At 71.7% G+C, this 25,359-nt stretch carries 23 protein-coding genes and 1 tRNA gene; 17 read left to right on the forward strand and 7 right to left on the reverse strand.

Features of this window, described 5'->3' with window-relative positions:
- Window positions 1–129 precede the first annotated feature (129 nt).
- Window positions 130–582 (reverse strand): ATP-binding protein, encoded by a 453-nt coding sequence (locus ACZ68P_RS08240; RefSeq protein ID WP_471004137.1) that lies wholly within the window; start codon window positions 580–582, stop codon window positions 130–132.
- Window positions 583–785: 203 nt separating this feature from the next.
- On the opposite strand from ACZ68P_RS08240, the gene ACZ68P_RS08245 reads away from it, so the two are divergent.
- The 9 genes from ACZ68P_RS08245 to ACZ68P_RS08285 all read left to right on the forward strand — a co-directional run bounded on the left by ACZ68P_RS08245 (window position 786) and on the right by ACZ68P_RS08285 (window position 10,818).
- Window positions 786–1,595: a hypothetical protein gene (locus ACZ68P_RS08245; protein WP_471004139.1), complete on the forward strand. Its 810-nt coding sequence runs from the start codon at window positions 786–788 to the stop codon at window positions 1,593–1,595.
- Between the two features lie 115 nt (window positions 1,596–1,710).
- Entirely contained in the window at window positions 1,711–2,544 is an 834-nt protein-coding gene (locus ACZ68P_RS08250; RefSeq protein ID WP_471004141.1) for a YcnI family copper-binding membrane protein, read from the forward strand.
- Between the two features lie 35 nt (window positions 2,545–2,579).
- Window positions 2,580–3,320: an SCO family protein gene (locus tag ACZ68P_RS08255; RefSeq protein ID WP_471004143.1), complete on the forward strand. Its 741-nt coding sequence runs from the start codon at window positions 2,580–2,582 to the stop codon at window positions 3,318–3,320.
- On the forward strand, window positions 3,317–3,811 hold the full coding sequence (locus ACZ68P_RS08260) for a copper chaperone PCu(A)C (protein WP_471004145.1): 495 nt from the start codon (window positions 3,317–3,319) through the stop codon (window positions 3,809–3,811). The genes ACZ68P_RS08255 and ACZ68P_RS08260 overlap by 4 nt, the downstream gene beginning before the upstream one ends.
- 20 nt (window positions 3,812–3,831) lie before the next feature.
- Entirely contained in the window at window positions 3,832–5,841 is a 2,010-nt protein-coding gene (locus ACZ68P_RS08265) for a copper resistance CopC/CopD family protein (RefSeq protein ID WP_471004147.1), read from the forward strand.
- A gap of 44 nt (window positions 5,842–5,885) precedes the next feature.
- Window positions 5,886–7,145 (forward strand): iron uptake transporter deferrochelatase/peroxidase subunit, encoded by a 1,260-nt coding sequence (gene efeB / locus ACZ68P_RS08270; RefSeq protein ID WP_471004887.1) that lies wholly within the window; start codon window positions 5,886–5,888, stop codon window positions 7,143–7,145.
- Window positions 7,146–7,214: 69 nt separating this feature from the next.
- Window positions 7,215–8,150: a prephenate dehydratase gene (pheA, locus tag ACZ68P_RS08275; RefSeq protein WP_471004149.1), complete on the forward strand. Its 936-nt coding sequence runs from the start codon at window positions 7,215–7,217 to the stop codon at window positions 8,148–8,150.
- 575 nt (window positions 8,151–8,725) lie between these two features.
- Complete coding sequence (gene serS / locus ACZ68P_RS08280) at window positions 8,726–10,015, forward strand: serine--tRNA ligase (protein WP_471004151.1); 1,290 nt, start codon at window positions 8,726–8,728, stop codon at window positions 10,013–10,015.
- Window positions 10,012–10,818, forward strand: a complete 807-nt coding sequence (locus ACZ68P_RS08285) for an HAD family hydrolase (RefSeq protein ID WP_471004153.1) — start codon at window positions 10,012–10,014, stop codon at window positions 10,816–10,818. Before serS ends, ACZ68P_RS08285 begins: the two co-directional genes overlap by 4 nt.
- Window positions 10,819–11,071: 253 nt before the next feature.
- Here the strand turns inward: ACZ68P_RS08285 and ACZ68P_RS08290 are convergent.
- Window positions 11,072–11,156 (reverse strand) — tRNA-Ser (locus tag ACZ68P_RS08290).
- Window positions 11,157–11,627: 471 nt separating this feature from the next.
- Complete coding sequence (gene lpdA / locus ACZ68P_RS08295) at window positions 11,628–13,031, reverse strand: dihydrolipoyl dehydrogenase (RefSeq protein ID WP_471004155.1); 1,404 nt, start codon at window positions 13,029–13,031, stop codon at window positions 11,628–11,630.
- Between the two features lie 117 nt (window positions 13,032–13,148).
- Here lpdA and ACZ68P_RS08300 point away from each other — a divergent pair, with 117 nt between their 5' ends.
- Together ACZ68P_RS08300 and ACZ68P_RS08305 are read left to right on the forward strand one after the other, a co-directional pair.
- Window positions 13,149–13,826 carry a FadR/GntR family transcriptional regulator gene (locus ACZ68P_RS08300; RefSeq protein ID WP_471004157.1) on the forward strand — a complete coding sequence of 226 codons (678 nt, stop codon included), beginning with the start codon at window positions 13,149–13,151 and terminating at the stop codon, window positions 13,824–13,826.
- Window positions 13,827–13,919: 93 nt separating this feature from the next.
- Window positions 13,920–15,254 carry a CynX/NimT family MFS transporter gene (locus tag ACZ68P_RS08305; RefSeq protein WP_471004159.1) on the forward strand — a complete coding sequence of 445 codons (1,335 nt, stop codon included), beginning with the start codon at window positions 13,920–13,922 and terminating at the stop codon, window positions 15,252–15,254.
- Window positions 15,255–15,327: 73 nt separating this feature from the next.
- Here ACZ68P_RS08305 and ACZ68P_RS08310 read toward each other — a convergent pair whose 3' ends face one another.
- The 4 genes from ACZ68P_RS08310 to ACZ68P_RS08325 are packed head-to-tail and all read right to left on the reverse strand — an operon-like array spanning window position 15,328 to window position 18,890.
- Entirely contained in the window at window positions 15,328–16,047 is a 720-nt protein-coding gene (locus ACZ68P_RS08310; protein WP_471004161.1) for an ABC transporter permease, read from the reverse strand.
- Between the two features lie 14 nt (window positions 16,048–16,061).
- The gene (locus ACZ68P_RS08315; protein WP_471004163.1) at window positions 16,062–16,973 is read right to left on the reverse strand and encodes an ABC transporter ATP-binding protein; all 912 of its coding nucleotides are present in this window, start codon (window positions 16,971–16,973) and stop codon (window positions 16,062–16,064) included.
- A 49-nt stretch (window positions 16,974–17,022) separates the two neighbouring features.
- A complete protein-coding gene (locus ACZ68P_RS08320) occupies window positions 17,023–17,925 on the reverse strand; it encodes an ABC transporter permease (RefSeq protein ID WP_471004165.1) in 903 nt (300 codons plus the stop codon).
- Entirely contained in the window at window positions 17,922–18,890 is a 969-nt protein-coding gene (locus tag ACZ68P_RS08325; protein WP_471004889.1) for an ABC transporter ATP-binding protein, read from the reverse strand. Before ACZ68P_RS08325 ends, ACZ68P_RS08320 begins: the two co-directional genes overlap by 4 nt.
- A 250-nt stretch (window positions 18,891–19,140) precedes the next feature.
- Between ACZ68P_RS08325 and ACZ68P_RS08330 the strand changes: the two genes are divergently transcribed.
- The 6 genes from ACZ68P_RS08330 (at window position 19,141) to ACZ68P_RS08355 (ending at window position 25,144) form a co-directional block, all read left to right on the forward strand.
- Entirely contained in the window at window positions 19,141–19,989 is an 849-nt protein-coding gene (locus ACZ68P_RS08330; protein ID WP_471004167.1) for a M24 family metallopeptidase, read from the forward strand.
- Window positions 19,990–19,991: 2 nt separating this feature from the next.
- On the forward strand, window positions 19,992–21,767 hold the full coding sequence (locus tag ACZ68P_RS08335) for an SDR family oxidoreductase (RefSeq protein ID WP_471004891.1): 1,776 nt from the start codon (window positions 19,992–19,994) through the stop codon (window positions 21,765–21,767).
- 83 nt (window positions 21,768–21,850) lie between these two features.
- On the forward strand, window positions 21,851–22,807 hold the full coding sequence (locus ACZ68P_RS08340; RefSeq protein ID WP_471004169.1) for a MerR family transcriptional regulator: 957 nt from the start codon (window positions 21,851–21,853) through the stop codon (window positions 22,805–22,807).
- Between the two features lie 141 nt (window positions 22,808–22,948).
- Window positions 22,949–23,503: an RNA 2'-phosphotransferase gene (locus tag ACZ68P_RS08345; protein ID WP_471004171.1), complete on the forward strand. Its 555-nt coding sequence runs from the start codon at window positions 22,949–22,951 to the stop codon at window positions 23,501–23,503.
- 147 nt (window positions 23,504–23,650) lie between these two features.
- Complete coding sequence (locus ACZ68P_RS08350) at window positions 23,651–24,103, forward strand: hypothetical protein (RefSeq protein WP_471004173.1); 453 nt, start codon at window positions 23,651–23,653, stop codon at window positions 24,101–24,103.
- A 138-nt stretch (window positions 24,104–24,241) separates the two neighbouring features.
- Entirely contained in the window at window positions 24,242–25,144 is a 903-nt protein-coding gene (locus ACZ68P_RS08355; protein ID WP_471004175.1) for an LLM class flavin-dependent oxidoreductase, read from the forward strand.
- Window positions 25,145–25,359 lie beyond the last annotated feature (215 nt).

A 25,359-nucleotide genomic window follows, 5' to 3' on the forward strand; every position in this document is an offset into this window, starting at 1 on the left:
CGCAAGCGGGGGCCCGGGCGGGCGTCCCGTGTCCCCCTGCTTACGCGCGGGCCCCTGCATGCGTCCCGTGGTCCCCTGCTTACGCGTCGGCCCCTGCGTGCGTCCCGTGGTCCGTCGGTACGCGGAGGTTCAGGTGAGCGCGAGAGGGGCGTCCGCCCGCCACTTCACGATCTTGTCGAAGCTGACCACGGCCCCGCCCCGAGTCGTGCGGTTGCCGAAGTGGACGTGGTCGGCCAGCTCCTCGATCAGGCGCAGACCCCGGCCGTTCTCCTCGTCCTGGGCCGCGCGCCGGACGAGCGCGGGCTGTCCCGCCGGAAACCCGGGGCCCGAGTCGGCCACTTCGATGTGACAGGTCTCGCCGTCCAGGTACGCGGTGACGCGATACGCCTCCGAGGCGTCCCCGGTGTCCCGGTCGCCGCCGTGCTCGACGGCGTTGGCGCACGCCTCGGTCAGGGCGACCGACAGCTCGAAGGAGATGTCCGGATCGACGCCGGCCGTCTCCATCGTGCCGAGCAGGAGCCGTCTGGCGAGCGGAACGCTCGCAGCCTCGCGCCGCAGATGCAGAGACCACCAGATGCTCATGCTCCAGCCTCCCGGCCGCGGCTCGACATACCGATACGTATTGCCGCCCTCGACCGTCCGTAAGCCCCCCGGGAGCACAACAGCGCTCGTTCGGCGGATGCAAGGGCCTCGCGCGGCGGTGTATGTCGGCCCAAGACGCCCAAGCGTGATCTTCCGGACCTGCCGCATGGCGGTGGGGTGCCTGGTGCGATGATGGGCCCGCCATGTCTGCCCCCACGCTCGCCCCCCAGCTGCTGCGGGCCGCGGTGTTCGCCGCGGTCTGTGTCGTGCTGTCCGGCCTGGGCCACGCCCTCGCCGCCTGCGCGGGGATCGCCCCGTGGAGCGTGGTCGCCGGATTCCTCGGCGTGTTCGCGTTCGTGGTCCTCTTCACGGGCCGCGAGCGCTCCCTGCCCGCGGTCGTCGGGGCCCTATCCCTCGGACAGTTCGGGCTGCACACCCTCTTCACTCTCGGACAGCGTCCCTTCGGCGCCGGTGCCGCGACCGGCAGGGGCCTCGGCCCCGAGGCGAACGACGCCCTGATCCGCATGGCCGCCAAGCTGGTCTGCGGTGCGGGTGCCGCCTCCCTCAGCCCCGCCGACGCGACCCGGATCGTCACCGCCGCCGGTCTCGACCCGGCCGCCGCGGGAGGCCGTACGCACACCGCCGCCCACCTGGCGGACGGCGCCCCGGGGAGCGGGGGCCTGCTGCCGGACCTCCCCATGGCCCTCGGCCACCTGCTCGCCGCGCTCGCCATGGGCTGGCTGCTGCGCCGCGGCGACCTGGCCCTGCGCCGGCTCGGCAGGCTCTCGGCACAGGGAGCGACGGAGCTGGCCCAGGCCGCCCTCGTCCACTCCCTGCGCGCCGCGCTCGTTCTCGTACGGGCGCTGCTCGCCGGCCTTCCGGGCGTTCCGGTGGCCGCACCGCGTCGCCCCGCCCGTACCGCGGTCGACGATCCGGCGCCGGCGGCTGAGGCACTCCAGCACACGGTGATCCGGCGTGGCCCGCCGGCCGCCGCCTGCGTCCTCGCAGCCTGACGTGGACCGTTCGCTCGACCGGAGCGGGTCCGCGGTCGTCCACGTGTGCCCGGCCTCTCGGTCCGTCGGCGCGCCGGGCTCCCACCCGTCCTCCTGAGCTGGAGTGTCTTCTGCCATGAACGTTTCCCGTACCGCTCACGCCTCCCGTACCGCCCGCGTCTCCGGGGCCTCCCGTGTCTCCGGCGCCGCCCGCGTCTCCCGCCTCGCCGTCGCCGGGGGCATCGCCCTCTCCTCCGTCGTGCTGCTCTCCGGCCCCGCCTTCGCGCACATCGGCGTCCAGCCGCAGGGCGAGGCGCAGCAGGGCGGCTACGCCACCGTCAACGTCAAGGTGCCCAACGAGCGCGACAACGCCTCCACCATCAAGGTCGAGGTCAACTTCCCGGCCGACCACCCGCTCGCGTCCGTGATGCCGCAGCCGGTGCCCGGCTGGACGCCCGTCGTCACCAAGGCCAAGCTCGCCAAGCCGCTGGAGCTGCACGGCAAGAAGATCACCGAGGCCGTCACCAAGGTCACCTGGACCGCCGACGGCGCCAAGATCGGCCCCGGACAGTTCCAGCAGTTCCCGCTCTCCCTCGGCCGGCTGCCGGAGGACACCGACCAGCTCGTCATCAAGGCCATCCAGACCTACGACAACAACGAGGTCGTCCGCTGGATCGAGGAGCCGAAGGAGGGCGCGGCCGAGCCGCAGAACCCGGCTCCCCTGCTGAAGCTGTCCGCGGCCACCGGTGACCACCACGGCGGCGGCACCGCCGCCGACGGCAAGACCGACGACGCCAAGACCGAGGACAAGGCCGGTCACGACGAGAAGGCGGGCGACACCGCCCACGCCGAAGCCGCCGGTTCTGGTGACAGCGACACCACCGCCCGTGTGCTCGGCATCGTCGGCATCCTCGTCGGCATCGCGGGCGTCGCCTTCGGCGTGCTCGCCGGTCGCCGCCGCTCCGCCTGACGCCAGGGCCCGATCCTCTTCCCGAGAGAGAGCACATGTCTGTCCAGAAGAACAACGAGCGGAACGACGGGCGGAACGACGAGCAGCCCCGGCCCGGCCGGCGCGCTCCCCTGATCGCCGCCGCCGTCGCGATCGTCGCCGCCCTCGGCGTGACCGCCGCCGTCGGCCTCGCCGGCGGTGACGACACCACGACCGGCGCCGGTACGTCACCGGTCGCCGACGTCTCCTCCGACACCGACACCGACAAGGCGGCGACGGTCCTCGACCGCCCCTTCGCCAAGCCGGACCTCGTCCTCACCGACACCAAGGGCCGGCCGTTCGACCTGCGCGAGCGGACCAAGGGCAAGCCGACCCTGATCTATTTCGGCTACACCCACTGCCCCGACGTCTGCCCGCTGACGATGAGCAACATCGCCGTCGCCAAGAAGCAGCTCCCCAAGGCGGACCAGGACAAGCTCCAGGTCGTCCTCGTCACCACCGACCCCGAGCGGGACACCCCGGCCGAGCTCGGCAAGTGGCTCCCCGCCGCCGGCGACCCCTCCTTCATCGGTCTCACCGGCGACTTCTCCACGATCCAGGCGGGCGCCCGCCAGATCGGCATCGGCATCGACCCGCCGAAGAAGGAGAAGGACGGCACCGTCGTCTCGATGCACGGCGCCCAGGTGATCGCGTTCTCGCCCACCACCGACCAGGGCTACGTCCTCTACGGCGAGGACACCACGGTGGACGACTACGCCAAGGACCTGCCGAAGATCATCAAGGGGGAGAACCCGTGACCCACCGCACCACCCGTACGACCCGCACCGCCCGCGCCACCCGTACGACCCGCACCACCACCCTGCTCGCCGCCGTCGCGCTCGTCCCGGCGCTGGCCCTGACGGGGTGCTCGTCGGAGACCAAGCCCGAACTCGAGGTCACCGGCGCCTTCATGCCGCAGCCCGTGATGGACATGGCCGGCGGCTTCCTCACCATCAAGAACGACAGCGACACGGCGGACAAGCTCACCTCCGTCACCAGCCCCCTCTCCGACGACGTCCAGATCCACGAGACGAAGGACCAGAAGATGCGGGAGGTGCAGTCCTTCGACATCCCCGCCAACGGCGAGCTGAACCTGGAACGCGGCGGCAGCCACATCATGTTCATGGGCATCAAGCAGAAGCCGAAGCAGGGAGACAAGGTCAGCATCGAGCTGCACTTCGAGAAGGCCGACCCCATCACGGTCGACCTCCCCGTCGAGGCCGCCACCCACAGCCCGCAGCAACACTGAGCCAGTCGAGGGACTGACACATGCCAGCCACCGCCCCGCGCCTCGGAACCGCCCTGACCCGGCTGCTGCTCGTCGCGGCCGCGCTCCTGGGCGCGTTGCTCGCCGCCGCCGCGCCCGCGTCCGCGCATGCCGCGCTCACCGGCAGCGACCCGCAGGACGGGGCGGTGGTCGCCACCGCCCCCAAGGAAGTCAACCTCACCTTCTCCGAGCAGGTCGCCATGAGCGACGACTCGATCCGGGTCCTCGATCCGTCGGGCAAGCGCATCGACACCGGCGAGATACGCGACCTGTGCAGCGGATCGATCGTCCGCTACGGAGTGGGCCTCCGCTCCGGCCTGCCGGAAGGCACCTACACCGTCGCCTGGCAGACCGTCTCCGCCGACAGCCATCCCATCGCCGGCGCCTTCACCTTCTCCATCGGCGCCCCGTCCCAGACCTCCGTCGCACTCCCCGACCAGGAGCCGGGCGGCGGCCTGGTCGGCGCGCTCTACGGCATCGCCCGCTACCTCTCGTACGGCGGTTTCACCGTCCTCGTCGGCGGCGGCGCCTTCGTTCTCGCCTGCTGGCCGCGGGGAGCGGGCCTGCGGCCCGTGCAGCGGCTCGTGGTCCGGGGCTGGCTCACCCTGACCGCCGCCACCCTGGTCATGCTGCTCCTCCGCAACCCGTACACCGGGTCGGGGGAGCTCGCCGACGCCTTCGACCTGGGCGGACTCAGGGCCGTCCTGGAGACCAAGACCGGTGCCGCGCTGATCTCCCGGCTGATGCTCCTGGGGGCGGCCGCGCTCTTCGTGGCCGTGCTCTTCGGGGCCTACACCAAGCGGACGGACGAGAAGGAGAAGAAGGACCTCACCTTCGGCCTCGCCATCGGCGGCACGGTCGTCGCGGCGGGGATCGCCGGCACCTGGGCACTCGCCGAACACGCCTCCACCGGCCTCCAGCCGGGGATCGCGATGCCCGTCGACATCCTGCACTTGCTGGCGGTCGCGGCCTGGCTGGGCGGACTGCTGGCGCTGCTCGTCGCGCTGTACCGGACGCCCGACATCGAGCGCACCGCCGTGGAACGCTTCTCGAAGGTCGCCTTCGCGTCGGTGATCGTCCTCGCGGCGACGGGCCTCTACCAGTCCTGGCGCCAGGTCGGCTCCTGGTCGGCCCTGACCGGCACCTCGTACGGCCGGCTGCTCCTGGTGAAGATCGGCCTCGTCGCCGTCCTGGTGGGTATCGCCTGGGTCTCACGCCGCTGGACCCGACGCCTGGGCGCACCGACGACGCCCGGCCGGACGCCGGAAGAGGCCGGTGCGGAAGAGGCCGGTACGGAGGAGCCCTCCGGGCAGGCCGGTGCGGGGGACGCCGGTGCCGGTACGGAAAGGGTGGGCGCGGGAGCCGTCGACACCGAAGAGGCCGGTACGGAGGAGGCCGGTACGGAGGAGGCCGGTGCGGAGGAGGCCGTCGACCCCGAGCGGGCCGCGCAGCTCGCCCGGCAGCGCGCCGCCGTCGCCACCGCCCGCCGCAAGCGGGACCGGGACGCGGACCCCGAGCGCGCCGGGCTGCGACGCTCGGTCCTCACCGAGGCGGCCGTGGCCGTCGTGCTCCTCGCCGTGACGACCGTGCTGACCTCCACCGAGCCCGGACGCACCGAGGAGGAGGCCGGCCGGTCCTCCGCGGCCTCGGGTTCCCTCGCCGTCCCCGACCGCCCCGTCGACATCAGACTGCCCTTCGACACCGGCGGCGTAGACGGCAAGGGGACGGTACGGCTCAGTCTCGACCCCGGCCGGACCGGCGCCAACGCGCTGCACATTTACGTGGACCGGCCCAACGGGCGCCCGCTCGACGTACCCGAAATCAAGGTCGCCTTCACCCTCAAGGAGAAGAACGTCGGCCCGCTGCCCGTCCTGCCCGACCGCGTCCAGACCGGGCACTGGAGCGCCAGCGGCGTCCAGATCCCGATGCCCGGCGACTGGCAGATCCAGGTGACGGTCCGTACCTCCGACATCGACCAGACCACTATCGACAAGAACGTGAAGATCGGCTGAGCCACGTGAGCGACCAGGACAATCTCGAACTCTCCCGGCGCCGGATGCTCGGCACGGTCGGTGCGGCGGGCGCCGCCGGGCTCGCGCTCGGCGCCGCCGGCGGCGCCGGGGTGTACGCGGCCGCCTCCGGTGACGGCTCGGGCTCCGGTACGAGCGCCTCCCCCGCGCTGACCAGTGTCGGAACGACGGCGGTGATGTTTCACGGGAAACATCAAGCGGGGATCACCACTCCGCTCCAGTCCCGGGGCCATCTCGTCGCCTTCGACCTCGCTGCCGGCGCGGGCCGCAAGGAGGCCGCCGCCCTGCTCCGCCGGTGGTCGGCGACGGCCAAGGCGCTGATGGAAGGAAAGCCGTCCACGGACGACACCGGCGTCGCCCTCGACGCGGGACCCTCCTCCCTCACCGTCACCTTCGGCTTCGGCCACTCCTTCTTCGGCCGTACGGGGCTCGACGCCCGCCGCCCCGCGCAGCTCGACCCGCTGCCCGCCTTCTCGGCCGACGCCCTCGACCCGAAGCGTTCGGAGGGCGACCTGTGGGTGCAGATCGGCGCGGACGATGCCCTGGTCGCCTTCCACGCCCTGCGCGCGCTGCAGAAGGACGCGGGTGCGGCGGCGAAGGTGCGCTGGCAGATGAACGGCTTCAACCGCTCGGCGGGCGCCACAGCCCGGCCCATGACCGCCCGCAACCTCATGGGCCAGGTGGACGGCACCGGCAACCCGAAGCCCTCCGAGCCGGACTTCGACCGGCGGATCTTCGTCCCGGCACAGGGTTCGGGCGCGGGCGGCGGGTCCGGGCCGGGCGGCGCGGCCGCTCAGGAGTGGATGGCCGGTGGCTCGTACGCCGTCGTCCGCCGGATCCGGATGCTGCTCGACGACTGGGAGAGGCTGTCCCTGGCCAAGCAGGAGAAGGTCATCGGACGGCGCAAGTCGGACGGCGCCCCGCTGACCGGCGGCACCGAGACCACCGAACTCGACCTGACGAAGTTCGGCCCGGACGGAAAGCCGGTGATCCCGGACAACGCCCACGCCCGGATCTCCGCCCCCGAACAGAACGGCGGAGCGGCCATGCTGCGTCGGCCGTTCTCCTTCCACGACGGCATCGGGCCGGACGGCACGCCCGACGCCGGTCTGCTCTTCATCTGCTGGCAGGCCGACCCGCTGCGCGGCTTCGTGCCCGTCCAGCGCAAGCTGGACCGGGGCGACGCCCTGTCCCCTTTCATCCGGCACGAGGCGAGCGGCCTCTTCGCCGTACCGGGCGGGGCGGCCGAGGGCGAGTACGTGGGGCAGCGCCTCCTGGAGTCGTAGGCGACGCCTGTGCCGCGGCGCCTGTGGCGGGGCGCGGCGGCCGCCTCCGGGGCCCATTAGGGTGACCGTATGTCAGCCACCCGGTATACGTATCTCGGTCCCGAAGGCACCTTCACGGAGGCCGCGCTGCGTACGCTGCCCGAGGCCGCGACCCGAGAGCTCGTTCCGATGGTCTCGGTCCCGGCCGCCCTGGACGCCGTGCGCAACGGACAGGCCGCTGCCGCTCTCGTACCGATCGAGAACTCGGTGGAGGGCGGGGTCACCGCCACCCTGGACGAGCTGGCTTCCGGCGAGCCGCTGATGATCTACCGCGAGGTCGTCCTCCCCATCGCCTTCGCGCTGCTCGTACGGCCGGGAACCCACCTGTCCGAGATCAAGACCGTCACCGGCCACCCCGTCGCCCAGCCGCAGGTGCGGAAGTGGCTGGGCGCTCACCTCCCCGACGCTCTGTGGGAGTCCGCCGCGTCCAACGCGGACGGCGCCCGGCTCGTCCAGGAAGGCCGCTTCGACGCGGCCTTCGCGGGCGAGTTCGCCGCGGCGACCTACGGCCTGGAGCCCCTGGTCACCGAGATCCACGACGCCGAGAACGCCGAGACCCGGTTCGTCCTGGTGGGCCGGCCGGCCCGGCCCGCGGCGCCGACCGGCGCGGACAAGACCTCGGTCGTGCTGTGGCTCGGCGAGGACCATCCCGGTGCCCTCCTCGAACTGCTCCAGGAGTTCGCGGTGCGCGGGGTCAACCTGATGCTGATCCAGTCCCGCCCCACGGGCGCCGGCATCGGCAACTACTGCTTCGCCGTGGACGCCGAGGGCCATATCTCGGACCGCCGCGTCGGCGAGGCGCTCATGGGCCTGAAGCGGATGTGTCCGAAGGTGCGGTTCCTCGGTTCGTACCCGAGGGCGGGCGTCGCGGTGAAGGACGTACGGGTGCTGCGGCCCGGGACGTCGGACGCGGAGTTCATGGCGGCCTCCGATTGGCTGGCGAGGGCCCAGGACGGTCGGGCCTGACTCGATGGTGCCCGAGCGCCTCCCGGGCCGGAGGCGCTCGTCCACAGGTGTGGACCACTAGTCCTACCTGCATACTTTTTACTTACCCACAGAAGTTATCCACAGGCATCGTTCTCGACCTGGGGACAAGTCGACATGACCGAGGGACATGGTCGACAAATCACCCTAGCCACTCCACACCCGTCCACAGCGCTCGATGTCGCCCGTCTCACCCCTATTCCCTTGATCAACTCTTTAGGGCGAGGAATTCCCACCCGAATGAGTGCGCGAGTGGGGTTTGATCGAGCAATTCCAGATCCCGCTTGTCCGTTTCGGGATGATCTCCTCGACGATCCACAGATCTACCGCACAGGCTGTGGATAACTTGCCGGAGGCCCCCGCTCCTGTGGAGAAGTCCGGCAGCACCCAAGGCCGTTCGGTCATGCCCAGCCCGGCGATCCGCCCCTCTTCGGGGGCTCGGACCCCCTTTATCGATGAATACGGAGAGCATTTCCCCACCCTCGCAATTGGGGCAAACCGACACGCACGGCGATATCGGGTGGGGTGCCGCGAGCCCGCACCGGTAGCCTGGTGGGGTGATTGACCTTCGCCTGCTCCGTGAGGACCCCGACCGTGTTCGCGCCTCCCAGCGCGCCCGTGGAGAGGACGTCGAACTCGTCGACGCCCTGCTCTCCGCCGATGAGCGGCGCAGGTCGTCCGGCGTCCGCTTCGACGAGCTCCGTTCCGAGCAGAAGGCGCTCGGCAAGCTGATCCCCAAGGCCACCCCCGAGGAGCGCGCCGCGCTCCTGCAGAAGGCCGACCAGCTCAAGACCGACGTCAAGGCCGCCGAAGCCGAGCAGAACGAGGCCGACGAGACCGCGCGCGCCCTCCTCCTCCGGCTCGGCAACATCGTCCACGAGGACGTGCCGGTCGGCGGCGAGGAGGACTTCGTCGTCCTCGAGACCCACGGCACCATCCGCGACTTCGCGGCCGAGGGCTTCGAGCCCAAGGACCACCTGGAGCTGGGCGAGGCGCTGGGCGCCATCGACGTCGAGCGGGGCGCCAAGGTCTCCGGCTCGCGCTTCTACTACCTGACGGGCGTCGGCGCGCTCCTGGAGCTCGCGCTCGTCAACGCCGCGATCGCGCAGGCGACGGAGGCCGGGTTCATCCCGATGCTGACGCCGGCGCTGGTCCGCCCGCGCGCCATGGAGGGCACCGGCTTCCTCGGCCAGGCCGCGGAGAACGTCTACCACCTGGAGAAGGACGACTACTACCTCGTCGGTACGTCCGAGGTGCCGCTCGCCGCGTACCACATGGACGAGATCATCGACGCGGACAAGCTGCCGCTGCGGTACGCCGGCTTCTCGCCGTGCTTCCGCCGCGAGGCGGGTACGTACGGCAAGGACACCCGGGGCATCTTCCGTGTCCACCAGTTCGACAAGGTCGAGATGTTCTCGTACGTCGCTCCGGAGGACGCCGAGAACGAGCACAAGCGCCTCCTCGACTGGGAGAAGCAGTGGCTGACCAGCCTCGAGCTTCCCTTCCAGGTCATCGACGTGGCCACCGGCGACCTCGGCTCCTCCGCCTCGCGGAAGTTCGACTGCGAGGCGTGGATCCCCACCCAGGGCAAGTACCGCGAGCTGACCTCGGCGTCCAACTGCGACGGCTTCCAGGCGCGGCGGCTCTCCGTCCGGATGCGTGACGAGCGCGACGGCAAGAAGGTCGTCCAGCCGCTGGCGACGCTGAACGGCACGCTGTGCGCCGTCCCGCGCACGATCGTGGCGATCCTGGAGAACCACCAGCTGGCCGACGGCTCGGTGCGCGTACCCGAGGCGCTGCGTCCGTACCTCGGCGGCCGCGAGGTCCTGGAGCCGATCTCCAAGTGAGCCCCTTCCCCTACCGGCTCGTCGCGACGGACCTGGACGGCACGCTGCTGCGTGGCGACGAGTCCGTCTCGGAACGTACGCGCGACGCCCTCGCCGCCGTGGTGGCGGCGGGAGCGGCGCACATCGTGGTCACGGGCCGGTCGGTGCCGTGGACGCGGCACGTCCTCGACGATCTCGGCTACGACGGTCTCGCGGTGTGCGGACAGGGCGCCCAGGTCTATCACGCGGGTGAACACCGGCTGCTGACCTCGCTCACGCTGGACCGGCAGCTCGCCGGTCTGGCGCTGTCGAAGGTCGAGGCGGAGGTGGGCCCGCTGGCGCTCGCCGCGAGCCGCGACGGCCTGGACGGCCAGGTCCTCGTGGGCCCCGGCTACCGCCTCCTGGAAGGCGCGCTTCCGTCGGTGCCGTACGAGGACCCGTCGGAGCTGTGGGCGGCCCCGCTGAACAAGGTGTACATCCAGCACCCGACCCTGTCGGACGACGAGCTGGCGCGGGTCACGCGCGAGACGGTCGGCAGCCTCGTGGACGTCGTCATGGCGGGTGCGGGCATCGTGGAGATCCTCCCGCTCGGCCTGAGCAAGGCGACCGGTCTCTCGCTCGCGGCACGCCGGCTGGGCGTGAAGGCGGCGGAGACCATCGCGTTCGGGGACATGCCGAACGACATCCCGATGTTCGCCTGGGCGGCCCACGGTGTGGCGATGGCGAACGCGCACGCCGAGCTGAAGGCGGTGGCGGACGAGGTGACGTCGTCGAACGAGGACGACGGCATCGCGGTCGTCCTGGAGCGCCTGCTGTCGCGCTGATGCCGAAGCGCCGGCCCCGCGCCCACGTGGCCTGAGCCACGCGCGGGGGCTTCGGGCACGTGCCAGAGGCTGCGGCGACGTGCGGGGGCCTGTTTCCGCACGCGAAAGCCTGAGCCACCCGCGCGGGCTGCGGCCACGCGCGGAGCCTGTTCCCGCAGGGGGCTGTTTCCGCACGCGCGAGCCCGCGCCACGCTCACGGCTTCGTACAACCGCGGGGCGCCGGCTCGGGCCGTGCGAGGGATGCGCGCGTACGCGGAGGATGCGCGGATCGAACGCGCGCGGGGGCGACCCCGACGACGGCTTAGCAAGCCGCTGCCTTACCACTCGGCCAATCCTCCGGAGGGGCGGTCCGCGCGGACGCACCGCGCGCTCGAAGCGACCGCCCCGGCGGAGCGTCCCCCGCGCCCTCAGTGTGCGCGAGGCCGCCGCGTGACGGCCACCGGTTTTCCGCTCGTCAGCGGCCGGCAGGCGAGGCCGACCAGCAGGGAGATCGCGTGCCCCCATGCTGCGCGGGACGGCGTGGTCCCGGATCTCCAGGACGAACTGCCGGCCGAGGAGAGTGCGCGGCGGCGACGGTGAAGAGCCTTCGGAAGGTGCCGAGCCACCGCTCGACGGGGCGCGTGGTCGCGATGATCAGTAGCCAGACATGCGTACCGGGTGACGAACGCACCCACGACGTGATCGGTCGGGATGGTTCGCCACCCGGGAAGGTCTCGCTCGGCACCCGTCCGTACCTACCACGGCGACGTGGGAGATTCCTGAGAACCGGAGCGCCCGCGAGGCCGTGAGACGTCGTCGTCGTCCGGGACTCAGAAGTTGATCATGTGGCCGGCCAGGCCGTGGATCGCTTCCTTGACGGCCTCGCCCAGCGTCGGGTGGGCGTGCACGTTGCGCGCCACCTCGTGGACGGTCAGGTCCCACTGCTGGGCCAGGGTCAGCTCGGGCAGCAGCTCGGTGACGTCGGGACCGATCAGGTGAGCGCCGATGATCTCGCCGTACTTCGCGTCGCTGATGATCTTCACGAAGCCGGTGAAGTCGCCGAGGCCGTGCGCCTTGCCGTTCGCCGTGAAGGGGAACTTCGCGACCTTGACGTCGAAGCCCTTCTCCCGCGCCTGCGCCTCGGTCCAGCCGAAGCTGGCGATCTGCGGCTGGCAGTAGGTGGCGCGCGGGATCATGGGGTAGTCGAGTTCCATGGTCTCGGCGTCCGCGATGGTCTCCGAGGCGATGACGCCCATGGCCTCGGCGGTGTGCGCGAGCATGAGCTTCGCGGTCACGTCTCCGATGGCGTAGATGTGCGGGACGCTGGTGCGGCAGCGGCCGTCGACGTCGATCGCGCCGCGCTCGGTGAGCGCCACGCCGGTCTTCTCCAGGCCGTAGCCGGTGACGTTCGGGGCGAACCCGATGGCCTGCAGGACCTTGTCGGCCTCAAGGACCTTCTGGGCGCCGTCCTTGCCGGTGACGGTGACCCGGACCTGGGGACCGGACTCGTCGATCGTCTCGACGCGGGTGGAGGTCAGGACGTCGATGCCGAGCTTGCGGTACTGCTTGGCCAGTTCCTTGGAGACGTCCTCGTCCTCGAGCGGGGCGATCCGGTCCAGGAACTCGACGACGGTGACCTTCACGCCGTAGTTGTGCAGGACGTACGCGAACTCGATGCCGATCGCACCGGCGCCGGCGATGACGATCGACCGCGGCAGGTCCGCGGCGACGATCTGCTCCTCGTACGTCACCACGCGCTCGCTGCGGGCGGTCCCGGGCAGCAGACGCGGGGTCGCGCCGGTGGCGATGATGCAGTTGTCGAAGGTGATCGTCTGCGTGGTGCCGTCGGACGTGGCCACCTGGAGGGTGTTCGCGTCGAGGAAGGTGCCCCGGCCGTCGAACTCGGTGATCCCGTTCTTCTTCATCAGGAAGTGGACGCCCTTGACCCGGCCGTCCGCGACCGTGCGGCTGCGGCGGAACGCCTCGCCGTAGTCGAAGGAGACGGTGCCGTCGACCTTGATGCCGAAGGTCTTGGCCTCGTGCTGGAAGATGTGGGCGAGCTCGGCGTTGCGCAGCAGGGCCTTGGTCGGGATGCAGCCGACGTTCAGGCAGACACCGCCCCAGTACTTCTCTTCGACGACCGCGACCCGCTTGCCGAGCTGAGCGGCGCGGATGGCGGCGACGTAGCCGCCGGGGCCAGCTCCGAGTACGACGACGTCGAAGCGGTCTGACATGACTGACTCCCGAAGGTGGTGAGGATGTTCGTGTCCGCGTACGAGCCCACAGTAATCCCGGGTGCCGAGCCGGCACACTTGTAGGATGACTGGGCAACCGGGTGAATAGGAGTGGTGATGGCGCTCAGGACGGCGGGCCGGACCTCGCTGGTGGACTCCGTGGTCGAGCAGCTGCGGGCCCAGCTCGCGGAGGGCGAATGGGCCGTGGGCGACCGCATTCCCACCGAACACGAGCTGGCGGCCCAGCTGGCCGTCGGTCGCAACACCGTCCGCGAGGCGGTACGCGTCCTCGTCCACGCCGGCCTCCTGGAGTCCCGTCAGGGCAATGGCACCTTCGTCAGGTCGACCGCCGACCCGGCGGCCGTGCTGCGCGGAATGCGCCACGCGGGTGCGCGGGATGTCCTGGAACTGCGGGTCGCCCTGGAGGCGGAGGCCGCGCGGCTCGCGGCGGGGCGGAGGGACACCCACGACCTGCTGCGGCTCCGGGCGGCCCTGACGACCCTGCGCGAGGAGGGCGACCGCGACGCGGACGCGGACATGGCCTTCCACCAGGCCGTCGTGGAGGCCACGCACAACGCCGCCTTCGTCGAGGTGTACCGCTTCTTCTCCGCCCAGGTGCACGAGGTTCTGGTGGAGGCGCTGGGTGACCGGGAGATGCCGCCCGTCGACATCGACGCGCACGAGGCCCTGGTCGGGGCGATCGAGACGGGGGACCCGGCGGCGGCCGAGGCGGGGGCCCGGGAGCTGCTGCGGGCGCCGATGGAGACGGTCGCCGCGCTTACGGCCACCCGCTGACCGCGGGCCGGTAACCCCCAGGTCCGCCGCATCCGGGCCACCGGCCCGCCCGGCCGCCCGCCTCACCGCCGTACGTACGAAGAAGGAACGCTCGTGTCACGCCCCGAAACACCCCTGCTCGTCGACGCCGAGGCGGACGTCCGGCCTTCCCCCCGGGAGGCCGTCGGCCGCCGGGCGTTGCTCGCGCACCCCGCCCTGCTGATGGTCGGGATCGTGCTCGCCTCGCTCAACATGCGGGCGGCACTGGCGAGCGTGTCACCGCTGGTGGGGGAGATATCGGCGGCCTTCGGGCTCTCCTCCACGGCGAGTTCGCTGGTGACGTCCGTGCCGGTGCTCTTCCTGGGGGCCGGCGCGCTGGTGGCTCCGTGGCTGGGGCGGCGTTTCGGCGCCGAACCGGTCCTGCTCGCCGCGCTGGTCCTGCTCGGCGCCGGCATCCTCGTGCGCGTCCTGCCGTCCGTGTACGCGCTGTACGGCGGCGGTGTCCTGGTCGGCACGGCGATCGCCCTGCTCAACGTGCTGATGCCGGGCCTGATCAAGCGGGACTTCCCGGACCGGGCGGCGTCCATGACCTCGGTCTACACGGGCGCGATGATCGCGGGCGCCACGGTGGTCGCGGCGGCCTCGGTGCCTCTGGAGCGGGCCTTCGGCGGACGGTGGGAGGCCTCGCTCGCCTTCTGGTCGCTCCTCGCGGCCCTCGCGGCGGTGGCCTGGCTGCCCCAGGTCCTGATCGCCCGGGGCCGTACGGGTCACCAGGCCCGGGCGGACGCGCGGCCGGGGGCCGGGGTACGGGCGGACGCGCGGCCGGGGGCCGGGGTACGGGCGGGAGCCGGGCCGGCCGGCGGTCCCGCGGCGCGGGCCGGGAGCGTCTGGCGCTCGGCCCTGGCCTGGCAGGTGACCCTCTTCATGGGCCTGCAGTCCCTGTGGTCGTACGTGCTGATCGCCTGGATGCCGACCATCTTCACCGACCACGGAATGAGCCCGGGGACGGCGGGCGTCGTCTTCGCCTTCAACACCCTGATCCAGGTGGCGGGCGCCTTCGCCGTCCCGCTCCTCGCGGGGCGGATGCGCGGCCAGCGCCCGCTGGTCGTCCTCGTCACGACCCTGGTCGCGGCGGGGTACACGGGACTGCTGGTCGCCCCGGTGCAGGGGGCGTGGCTGTGGTCCGCCGTCCTCGGCGTCGGGCAGGGCGGGGCGGTGGGCCTGGCCCTCACGCTGATCGTGCTGCGGTCGGGGGACGCGGTGACCGCCTCCCGGCTCTCCGGGATGGCCCAGACCGTCGGCTATCTGCTGGCCGCGGCCGGGCCGTTGGCCGCGGGCGTGGTGCACCAGGCGACCGGCTCCTGGACGGTGCCGATCGCGCTGGTGCTGTGCGTCTGCGCGGCCGCCCTGGGCGTCGGGCTGCTGGCGGCGAGGGACCGGAAGGTCTGAGCCCGCCGGCCCCCCGGCCCCCGTGCCCCGTGGGGCCGGCGGTCGTCACCGCGCCGACCGCCTCGTGGGATGCCTACTCCTCGCCCGCCAGCTTCAGCGTCCGCAGCTTCTGGCCCGCGTACCAGGTCGCCAGGACCGTCACGCCGACGAGGAGCGCCACCGCGGCCGGCAGACCGACCTCGGAGGAGACCAGGCCCTCGCCGCTGACCTTCTGGGCCACCGCCAGCGCCCACTGCTGCACGCTGAGCGTCTTCGCCCCGGAGATCAGCGAGCCGAAGAGGGCCTCCCAGACCAGGGCGTAGACCAGGCCGATGACGACCGCGTGCCGGCTGACCGTGCCGAGCAGCAGGAAGAGCGCGCTGTACGCGATGGAGGCGACCAGCGCCGCGACGGTGTACGCCACCGCCACCTGCTGGCCGTTGCCGTTGAGGATCATGCCGGCGAGGAAGGTCGGCACGGCGGAGAAGACCATCGTCACGGCGATCGCGACGATCAGCTTGGTGAAGATGATCGACGGCCGCTTCACCGGCTTGGACAGCAGATAGACGATCGAACCGTCGTCGATCTCCGGGCCGATCGCGCCCGTTCCGGCGATGACACCGATCAGCGGCACCATCGTGGCGAGCGCGAAACCGCCGAGGACATCGGCCGCGACCTGGTCGTCCGCGCCGTTGAACATCCGTACCGCGACGGCGATCAGCAGCAGGAACGCGGGCAGCAGGAAGAGGATCAGCGCCCGTCGGCGGCCGAGGAGGGCCCGGTAGGTGAGCCGGGCGACTGTGGGGTTGTACATCGGTCAGGCTCCTTTCAGGCCGCTACGAGGTAAGAGAAGACCGATTCGAGGGACTCGTCCGAGGGCGAGACCGTCAGCAGCCGGATCCCCTGCGCCCGGGCGACCCGGGGCAGCAGTTCCGTGAAGCGGCCGAAGTCCACCGCCTGGATGCGCAGGGCGCCTTCGGCGAGGTCGACCTCGATGCCGGCCGTGGACGGGTCGGCGATGAGCGCGGCCGCGAGCGCCCGGTCGTCGCTGGACCGTACGAGATAGCGGTGCGGCCGGTCCGTCATCAGCCGGCGGATCTTGCGGAAGTCGCCGGAAGCGGCGTGCCGTCCGGCCACGATCACCTCGATGTGCGAGGCGAGCTGCTCGACCTCCTCCAGGATGTGCGAGGAGAAGAGCACCGTGCGGCCCGCGGAGCCCATCTGGCGCAGCAGGTCCATCAGCTGCATGCGCTGGCGCGGGTCCATGCCGTTGAACGGCTCGTCCAGCAGGAGCACGGACGGGTCGTGGACGAGGGCGGAGGCCATCTTCACGCGCTGTCGCATGCCCTTGCTGTACGTCGCGATCTTGCGGTCCTGCGCGTACTCCATCTCGACCGTGGCGAGTGCCCGATGGGCCTCCTTGGCGCCCAGGCCGTGCAACTCGGCGTTGGCGACGACGAACTCGCGTCCGGTGAGGAAGTCGTACATCGCCTCCCGCTCGGGCACGACGCCGATCTGCCGGTAGACGGACTCGTTGCGCCAGATCGCCGCGCCGTCGAGGGTGACCGTGCCCGTGGAGGGGGCGAGGAAGCCGCCCATCATGTTGATGAGGGTGGACTTCCCGGCTCCGTTGGGGCCGAGCAGGCCGGTGACGCCCGGGCCGATCGTCATAGTGACGTCGTTGACGGCCACGACGTTGCCGAACCAGCGTGAGGCGTGGTCGATGTGAAGAGTGCTCATGGGCGCAGCCCATTCCTTGGAAGGGTGGTGGTGGGCGAGGGGAGTGCGGTCACAGCCCGACCTTTCGGTAGCGGCGCATCAGGACTCCGTACGAGCCGGCGATGAGCGCGAGGACGACCAGCAGGTACACGGCGCCGACTCCGGCGCCCGGGCCCACGCCCTCCCCGCCGGGGAAGGAGGTGTTGGCGCCGAGGAAGGCGCTCTGCACTCCGCCGATGAGCGTGACCGGCGAGAACAGGCCGATCCACTTGATGGCGTCGAGGTTGTCCGTGCCGTAGGCGATGCCCTGGAGCGTGGAGACCGCGCCGTAGGAGATCACCATGGTGGCGATGACGGCGGCGACGCCGAAGCCGCGGCGGGGGGTGAGCGCGGCCATGACCAGGCCGATCCCGCCGAACAGCAGCGAGAGCAGCGCCACGGAGACGAGCCCCTGGCCGAAGCCCGCGGCCTGGTCGGAGAAGTCCAGCTTCGCGAGCAGCGCCCCGACGAAGAGGATCACCAGCGGCGCGGCCGTCAGGACGAAGAGCGCCGAGGCCATCGCCCCGTACTTGGCGAGGACGTAGTCCGTCCGCTCGATCGGGCGCGAAAAGTAGAGCGGCACCGTCCTGAACCGCAGGTCCCGGGAGACGGACTGGGGGGCCTGGGCGGCGAGGTAGATGCAGATCACGAGCTGGAGGTAGATCGCGTAGGCCGTGTAGTCGAGCGGCAGCTTGCTCGCCTTGGTGACGACCGCGACCGCCACGATGATCAGCGCGGGAACGCACATCACGGCGAACAGGATCATCGGCAGCACCTTGGACTTGGCGCTGCGGCCCAGTCCGTACGCCCCGCGCAGCGACTGCGAGAACAGCGCGCGGCGGGCGTACGCCCGGCCGAGGCGCGGCCCGTCGTAGGAGCGGTAGCCGATGTTGTGGATCTGGGTGGTCTCGGGGGTCTGGGCCTGGGTGCTCATCGCGCCGGCACCTCCTCCTGCTTCTCCGGGGAGCCCTGCGGACGGAAGACCTCGGCGATGTGGTGCCGTCGCTGCTCCATGCGGACGAGACCGAGTCCCAGGTCGGCGACGGTGTCGCGGACCAGGTCGTAGGTCTCCTCGCCCGCTGCCTCGACGAGGAGGATGTGCCCGGCGCCGGGCAGCCCGTCCTCGACTCCCTCGTGGAGGGTGACGCCCGCGGCGGCGAGGGCCGCGCGCAGGGCGTGGGTGCCGTCGGGGTGGGTGTCGGAGTCGGTGACCTCGACCGCGAGGGTCGTGGTGGTCTGGGTGAAGTCACTGGTCGAGCTGGAGCGCAGCAGCCGCCCGCCGTCGATGACGACGACGTGGTCGCAGGTGCGCTCCAGCTCGCCCAGGAGGTGCGAGGTGACGAGGACCGAGATGCCGAAGTCGGTCCAGACCCGTCGGATCAGGCCGAGCATCTCGTCACGGCCGACGGGGTCGAGGCCGTTGGTGGGCTCGTCGAGGAGGACCAGCTGCGGGTCGTGGACCAGCGCCTGGGCGAGCTTCACCCGCTGCTTCATACCGGTCGAGTAGCCGCCGATGGGGCGGTACCGCTCCTCGTACAGGCCGACGTGGCGCAGGGTGTCGGCCGTCCGTTCACGGGCGGCGGTGGGGGGCAGCCCCGACATCCGCGCCATGTGGACGACGAACTCCGTGGCCGATACGTCGGGCGGGAGGCAGTCGTGCTCGGGCATGTATCCCACGCGCTCGCGGATCTGGGCGCCGGAGGTGGCGACGTCCATGCCGAGCACGGCGGCCGTGCCCTCCGTGGCGGGGGAGAGACCGAGCAGGATTTTGATCATCGTGGACTTGCCGGCTCCGTTGGCACCCACCAGTCCGGTCACACCGGGCCCGATGTCCAGGGAGAGCCGGTCGAGAGCGGTCACCCGGGGGAACCGCTTGCTGAGGCTTTCGGTAGCGATCACAGTCACGCTTCGACGGTAGTGGCGCACACCACAGGCAGTCGTCAGCCCAACGGCTCGGTCCGTATCCGACTCCAGGCGTACGAACCCGTAAGGGAGCAACGACCAAAGTCGTTCGCGCCTTCCGCCGCGGCGGGTTTTCCACAGGCTGGCGCAGGCCCCTTGACGCAGCCGCCGGGCATTGTCACATTCATCAGTGTCAAGTTACGGCCGCGTAGTGCACGCATACGCTCACACGGGACGGACGTATGGCATGACCTCAGCAGTGACAGGCGAACTGACCGCGGAACTGCGGGGGTTCCGGGAGGTGCAGCGCCTCTCCTACGCCTGCGCGGAAGCCGTCGCGGCCCAGCTCCGGCCGGGGGTGACCGAGCGCGAGGCGGCGCGGATGCAGCGGGACTGGCTGCGTGAGCGGGGGGTGCGGGACTGGTTCCACCGCCCGTTCGCCTGGTTCGGCGACCGCACGGCCTTCGTCGGCTTCAGGATCCCCCTGCAGTTCTTTCCCACCGACCGGCGGCTGGAGGCGGGGATGCCCTTCATCCTCGACATGGCCCCGGTCCACAAGGGCTACACCGCCGACGTCGGCTATTCCGGCTGTCTGGGGCTCAATCCGCTCCACGACAGGCTGCTCGCCGACCTGAAGGCGCACCGCGAGCTGATCCTGAGCGAGGTCCGGGAGCGCCGCACGCTGCGGGAGATCTACGAGGACGTGGACCGGCTCATGGTCCGCCAGGGTTACGCCAACCGGCACCGCGCGTATCCCTTCGGCGTCATCGCCCACAAGGTCGACCGGGTGAGGGAGCGCCGCTGGTCCCCGACGCTCTTCGGCTTCGGCACCCAGTCGCTCCGAGGTCTCGCGAGCGACGCGATCCACGGACACCGGGACGGCTGGTCGCCGCTCTGGTCGCCGTACACGTTCTCCGACCACCCGCCCCGCCCGGGGCTGTGGGCGGTCGAGCCGCACCTCGGTTTCCGGGGGACGGGCGCGAAGTTCGAGGAGATCCTGGTCGTCACCGACTCCCGGGACCCCGAGCAGAGCGCGTTCTGGCTGGACGACGACCTGCCGCACGTGCGGCGCTGGGCTGAGGAGGGGGCGGAGTGAAGGTGAGTCTCGAAGGGGCGCGCGAGCACTGGGTCCGTACGGGCGGGATCGAGCTGTGTGTCGCCGAGCTGGGCGACACGAGCCGGCCGACCGTGCTGCTGGTGCACGGATACCCGGACTCGAAGGAGGTCTGGTCGGAGGTGGCGCACCGGCTCGCCGAGCGCTTCCACGTGGTGCTGTACGACGTCCGGGGGCACGGCCGCTCCACGGCTCCCGCCCCGCTGCGCGGCGGGTTCACGCTGGAGAAGCTGACGGACGACTTCCTGGCCGTCGCCGACGTGGTGAGCCCGGACCGGCCCGTCCACCTGGTCGGGCACGACTGGGGCTCGGTGCAGTCCTGGGAGTTCGTGACCGTCTCGCGCACGGAGGGCCGGATCGCCTCCTTCACCTCAATGTCCGGCCCGTCCCTCGACCACTTCGGCCACTGGATCAAGCGGCGGATGACCCGGCCCACTCCGCGCCGGGTGGGCCAGCTCCTCGGCCAGGGAGCCAAGTCCTGGTACGTCTATCTGCTGCACACGCCCGTGCTGCCGGAGCTGGCCTGGCGCGGACCGCTCGGCAAGCGGTGGCCGGGGCTCCTCCAGCGCGTCGAGAAGGTCCCGACGGGCGACTATCCGACCTCCTCCCTGCCCGACGACGCGGCCCACGGCGCCTGGCTCTACCGCGACAACGTCCGCTCGCGGCTGCGCCGGCCGCGCGCCGACGCGTACGCCCACGCGCCCGTGCAGCTGATCACCCCGACCGGGGACGCGTTCCTCTCCGAGCGGCTCTACGACGACCTGGCGTCCTGGGTGCCGGACCTGACCCGGCGCTCCCTGCCGGCCAAGCACTGGGTGCCCCGCACCCGGCCCGACCAGTTGACCGCCTGGATCACCGAGTTCGTCGAGGCGAACGAGGACCCGGCGGCCAAGGCGCCGAGGAACGCTGCGGCGAGCGGCACGCGGCCGGAGTACGCCGAGCGGTTCGGCGGACAGCTGGTCCTGGTGACCGGCGCGGCCAGCGGCATCGGCCGGGCCACCGCCTTCGCGTTCGCCGAGGCGGGGGCGCGGGTCGTCGCCGTCGACCGGGACGGCGAGGGCGCCGCCCGGACGGCCGAGATGTCCCGGCTGATCGGCGCCCCCGCCGCATGGGCCGAGACCGTGGACGTCGGTGACGAGCAGGCCATGGAGAAGCTCGGCGCCAAGGTGGCGAGTGAGTACGGCATCGTCGACGTCCTGGTCAACAACGCCGGGATCGGTCTGACCGGTTCGTTCTTCGAGACCACCTCCGAGGAGTGGAGGAAGGTCCTCGACGTCAATCTGTGGGGCGTCATCCACGGCTGCCGGGTCTTCGGCGGGCAGATGGCCGAGCGGGGTCAGGGCGGTCACATCGTCAACACCGCGTCTGCCGCCGCCTTCCAGCCCTCGCGCGCCCTTCCCGCGTACAGCACGTCCAAGGCGGCCGTCCTGATGCTGAGCGAGTGTCTGCGGGCCGAGCTGGCGGACCGGGGCATCGGGGTCTCGGCGATCTGCCCCGGCATCGTGAACACCAACATCACCGCGACGGCGCGGTTCGCCGGCGCCGGCGAGGAGGAGCAGCGGCGCCGGCAGAAGAAGGCCCAGCGGCTGTACGGGCTGCGCAACTATCCCCCGGAGAAGGTCGCGGACGCGATCTTGCGCGCGGTGGTGCGCGACCAGGCGGTCGTCCCGGTCACGCCCGAGGCGCGCGGGGCGCACGTCTTGTCCCGTTTCGCCCCCGGGGCCCTGCGGGCGATAGCCCGGCTGGAGCCGCCGTCCTGAGCAGTGGGCGACGGACCGTACCATCCCTCGCAGGAGGGTCCCCGAGGGGATGGGCGGCAGGCGGGAAGACGGTGGGAGCGGTCGTGGCGGAGCAGTCGGCACAAGCGGGGGTAGAGGGCGGGCGGCCGTCCCCGGCCGAGTACCGGATCGAGGACCTGGCCCACCACAGCGGCGCCACGGTCCGGACGATCCGCGCCTATCAGGACCGCGGCCTGCTGCCCCGCCCCGAGCGACGCGGCCGGTCGAACGTCTACGGCGACGCCCATCTCGCCCGGCTGCGGCAGATCGCGGACCTGCTGGACCGCGGCTACACCCTGGCCTCCATCAAGGAGCTGCTGGAGGCCTGGGACGCGGGGCGGGGGCTCGGCGGGGTCCTCGGCCTGGTCGCGGAGGTGGACGGGCCGTGGACGGACGAGGAGGCCGACCGGATCTCCCGCGCGGACCTGGACGCCACGTTCGGCGGCGAGCCGGACGAGGAGGCGGTGCGGGAGGCGATCGAGCTGGGCGTGCTGGAGCGGATCCCGGGTCGCGACGACGAGTTCCTCGTCCCCAGCCCCCAAGAGCTGGCGGTGGCCGCGGAGTTGTTTGCGGCCGGAGTGCCGCTCACCGCTATTTCCGGCCATCTGAGGGAACTTCGGGTGCAGGTCGAGCACATAGCCTCGCGTTTTCTGGAGTTCACGACCGAGCACGTCTTCGCCCGCTATCTGGAGCATCGGCCTCCGACGGACGCGGACGCGGCGGAAGCGGCGACGATGGTGCGTCGGCTGCGGCCCCTCGCCCAGCAGACGGTCGACGCCGAACTGGCGCGCGCCATGCGGATCTTCGCCACGCGCCACCTCCAGCACCACCTGTCGGCCGAGCCCGCACCGGTACGGGACGACGAGCCACGTCAGGTGGCGCTGCCGGCCGGAACGATACGGGCCGTCCAGGGGCTCGTTGGCGCGGAGAACGTGTCCGCCTTCATCGCGGCGGCGGCCGAACGCGAGGTACAGACAAGGGCATTGGACGCCCTTGCCGCAACTAAGCCTGATAACAACTGAATAGGGCAAGTACCCCTATAGCGTCGAGTCGTTGTCCACAGAATTGCCAATTCACCTGTGGATAACTTGAGTTCATTGTGGATCAAACCTTGGGCGTGGAATTCGATGGTGACGTCGGCCACTCTCCGGCATCCTGACGCCATGAACGGACCCCTCGACGAGAGACGCACCGTGAAGGTGTCGAAGTACCTCTCCAAGCACCTCCGCCACCAACCGGAACGAATCGGCCTGGTCCTCGACGCGCACGGCTGGACCGAGATCGACGCCCTCCTGCGGGCCACGGCGGAGCACGGCTTCCCGATCACCCGCGCCGAGCTGGACCACGTCGTCGCGAGCAACGACAAGAAGCGCTTCGCGGTCGAGGGCACCCGGATCCGCGCCAGCCAGGGACACACCGTCGAGGTGGACCTCGACCTCCCGGTCGCCGAACCGCCCGCGTACCTCTTCCACGGTACGGTCGCCGCCCGCCTCGACGCGATCCGGGCCGAGGGCCTGCGCCCGATGGCCCGCCACCACGTCCACCTCTCCCCTGACCGGGAGACGGCGACCCGCGTCGGCGCGCGACGCGGCCGGCCCCTGGTACTGAGCGTGGACGCCGGCGCGATGCACCGGGCCGGTCATGTGTTCCACGTCAGCGCCAACGGCGTCTGGCTCACCGACGCGGTGCCGCCGGAGTTCCTCCGCCTCCCCGAGTAAAGAGTTGCCGAGCCCACCAACGCCCCGGCCCACCGCGCCCTAACGAGACCCACGCCGGCCCACCGCGCCCTGCCGAGGCCCACGCCGGCCCACCCCGGCCCCGAGGAAGCCGCCGGGGGCGCGCCGCTCCTGCGGCATGATCGTCCTATGGGACACCCGCATCTGCCGTCCACCGAGTCCGCCGTCACCGCGATCCGCGAGATCGCCCGGGAGTACGGCCTCGCCCTCAGCGTCACCGACGACATCGGCGCCGACCGGACCTCCCGCCGGACCTCCGCCGACGCCTTCACCGTCCTCGACCCCGACGGTTCCCTGCCCCACGAGGCCTTCGTCGAGCTCGGCGGCTCCCCGTCCGTGACCGTACGGCTCTTTCCCGAGGACGACGCCAGGATCACCGTCGACGACGTGGAGTTCGACGACGTCCCCCGGGACTCCGTCCCCGCCTTCCTCCGCTCCGTCCACGGCGGTCTCGCCTCGGTGAAGGGCAGGTTCTTCCCGCCGGGCTGGTGGCTGGTGGTCCCCCTGCCCGGCGACGAGACGTACAAGGAACTCGTCCCCGCCGGAACGCTCAGCCCCTGGCTCAGCACACGGGTCCGCTGAGCCTCGCCGACCGGGGCGCTCACCCATCCCGGTCACCGAGCGGCCGCCCTCCCGGTCGCCTGGCGCCCACCGGTCCCGGTGGCCGGCGTCCGCGCACCACGCCCGGAGGATCGCCGGGACGGCCGTACGCTCGTGGGTATGACCTTGCGCCTGAGCACCGTGATCCTGCCCGTCCACCGCTGGCACGACGGCGGCCGTGACCGCTGGCTGCGCGCCGAGGAGCTGGGCTTCCACGCCGCCTACACCTATGACCATCTGTCCTGGCGGACCTTCCGCGACGGCCCGTGGTTCGGCGCCCTGCCGACTCTCACGGCCGCCGCGACCGCCACCCGGCGGCTGCGCCTGGGCACGCTGGTGACCTCGCCGAACTTCCGCCACCCGGTGACCCTCGCCAAGGAGCTGATCTCCCTGGACGACATCTCGGACGGCCGCGTCACCCTCGGCATCGGCGCGGGCGGAAACGGCTTCGACGCCACGGCGCTCGGCCAGGAACCGTGGACGCCCCGCGAGCGGGCGGACCGGTTCGGCGAGTTCCTGCCCCTCCTCGACCGCCTCCTCACCGAAGGCGCGGTCACCTCGCGCGGCACCCACTACTCCGCAGAGGAAGCCCGGAACCTCCCCGGCTGCGTCCAGCGTCCCCGGCTCCCCTTCGCGGTCGCGGCGACCGGCCCCCGTGGGCTGAAGCTCGCCGCGCGGCACGGGCAGGCGTGGGTGACCACCGGCGACCCCAAGCTCTTCGAGGAAGGCACCCCCGAGCAGTCGGTCGAAGCCCTGCGCGGCCAGATCGAGAAGCTCGGCAAGGCCTGCGCCGAGATCGGCAGGGACACGGCCGAGCTGGAGAAGGTGCTGCTCACCGGCTTCACCCCGGACCGCGGCCGTCCGCTGGAGTCGCTGGACTCCTTCGTCGACTTCGCCGGACGCCATCAGGAGCTGGGCTTCACCGAGCTGGTGATCCACTGGCCCATCGACGACTCGGACTTCCCCGCCGACCAGCGGGTCTTCGAACGGATCGCCACGGAGGCCGTGGCCCAGCTCGGCTGACGACGGCCGGGAGCCGGTGCCGGGGCGGCGCCTCCGCGGAGCCGGTGCCGGGGGGGCGGCGGAGGTGGGCGCAGGGACGCCGCCCAGCGGGGGGCGCTCAGAAGACGGGCGGCGGAGGCGCGCTCGCGTGACGGGCACAAGGAAGCGGCCGGGCGGGTGCGCGGGCGCCGACCGGCGGCCGGGCAGGTGCCCGGGCGCCGACCACTCAGATGTGC

This window comes from Streptomyces sp. NPDC036822, assembly GCF_055609145.1.

Coding starts and splice junctions, on each gene's coding strand:
- ACZ68P_RS08310 (WP_471004161.1), bottom strand. CDS start 16,047: ATGTACAACCCCACAGTCGCCCGGCTCACCTACCGGGCCCTCCTCGGC.
- ACZ68P_RS08355 (WP_471004175.1), top strand. CDS start 24,242: ATGACCTTGCGCCTGAGCACCGTGATCCTGCCCGTCCACCGCTGGCAC.
- efeB (WP_471004887.1), top strand. CDS start 5,886: ATGCTCGGCACGGTCGGTGCGGCGGGCGCCGCCGGGCTCGCGCTCGGC.
- ACZ68P_RS08250 (WP_471004141.1), top strand. CDS start 1,711: ATGAACGTTTCCCGTACCGCTCACGCCTCCCGTACCGCCCGCGTCTCC.
- ACZ68P_RS08330 (WP_471004167.1), top strand. CDS start 19,141: ATGACCTCAGCAGTGACAGGCGAACTGACCGCGGAACTGCGGGGGTTC.
- ACZ68P_RS08240 (WP_471004137.1), bottom strand. CDS start 582: ATGAGCATCTGGTGGTCTCTGCATCTGCGGCGCGAGGCTGCGAGCGTT.
- ACZ68P_RS08245 (WP_471004139.1), top strand. CDS start 786: ATGTCTGCCCCCACGCTCGCCCCCCAGCTGCTGCGGGCCGCGGTGTTC.
- ACZ68P_RS08255 (WP_471004143.1), top strand. CDS start 2,580: ATGTCTGTCCAGAAGAACAACGAGCGGAACGACGGGCGGAACGACGAG.
- ACZ68P_RS08345 (WP_471004171.1), top strand. CDS start 22,949: ATGAACGGACCCCTCGACGAGAGACGCACCGTGAAGGTGTCGAAGTAC.
- ACZ68P_RS08315 (WP_471004163.1), bottom strand. CDS start 16,973: ATGAGCACTCTTCACATCGACCACGCCTCACGCTGGTTCGGCAACGTC.
- ACZ68P_RS08320 (WP_471004165.1), bottom strand. CDS start 17,925: ATGAGCACCCAGGCCCAGACCCCCGAGACCACCCAGATCCACAACATC.
- pheA (WP_471004149.1), top strand. CDS start 7,215: ATGTCAGCCACCCGGTATACGTATCTCGGTCCCGAAGGCACCTTCACG.
- lpdA (WP_471004155.1), bottom strand. CDS start 13,031: ATGTCAGACCGCTTCGACGTCGTCGTACTCGGAGCTGGCCCCGGCGGC.
- ACZ68P_RS08350 (WP_471004173.1), top strand. CDS start 23,651: ATGGGACACCCGCATCTGCCGTCCACCGAGTCCGCCGTCACCGCGATC.
- ACZ68P_RS08265 (WP_471004147.1), top strand. CDS start 3,832: ATGCCAGCCACCGCCCCGCGCCTCGGAACCGCCCTGACCCGGCTGCTG.
- ACZ68P_RS08300 (WP_471004157.1), top strand. CDS start 13,149: ATGGCGCTCAGGACGGCGGGCCGGACCTCGCTGGTGGACTCCGTGGTC.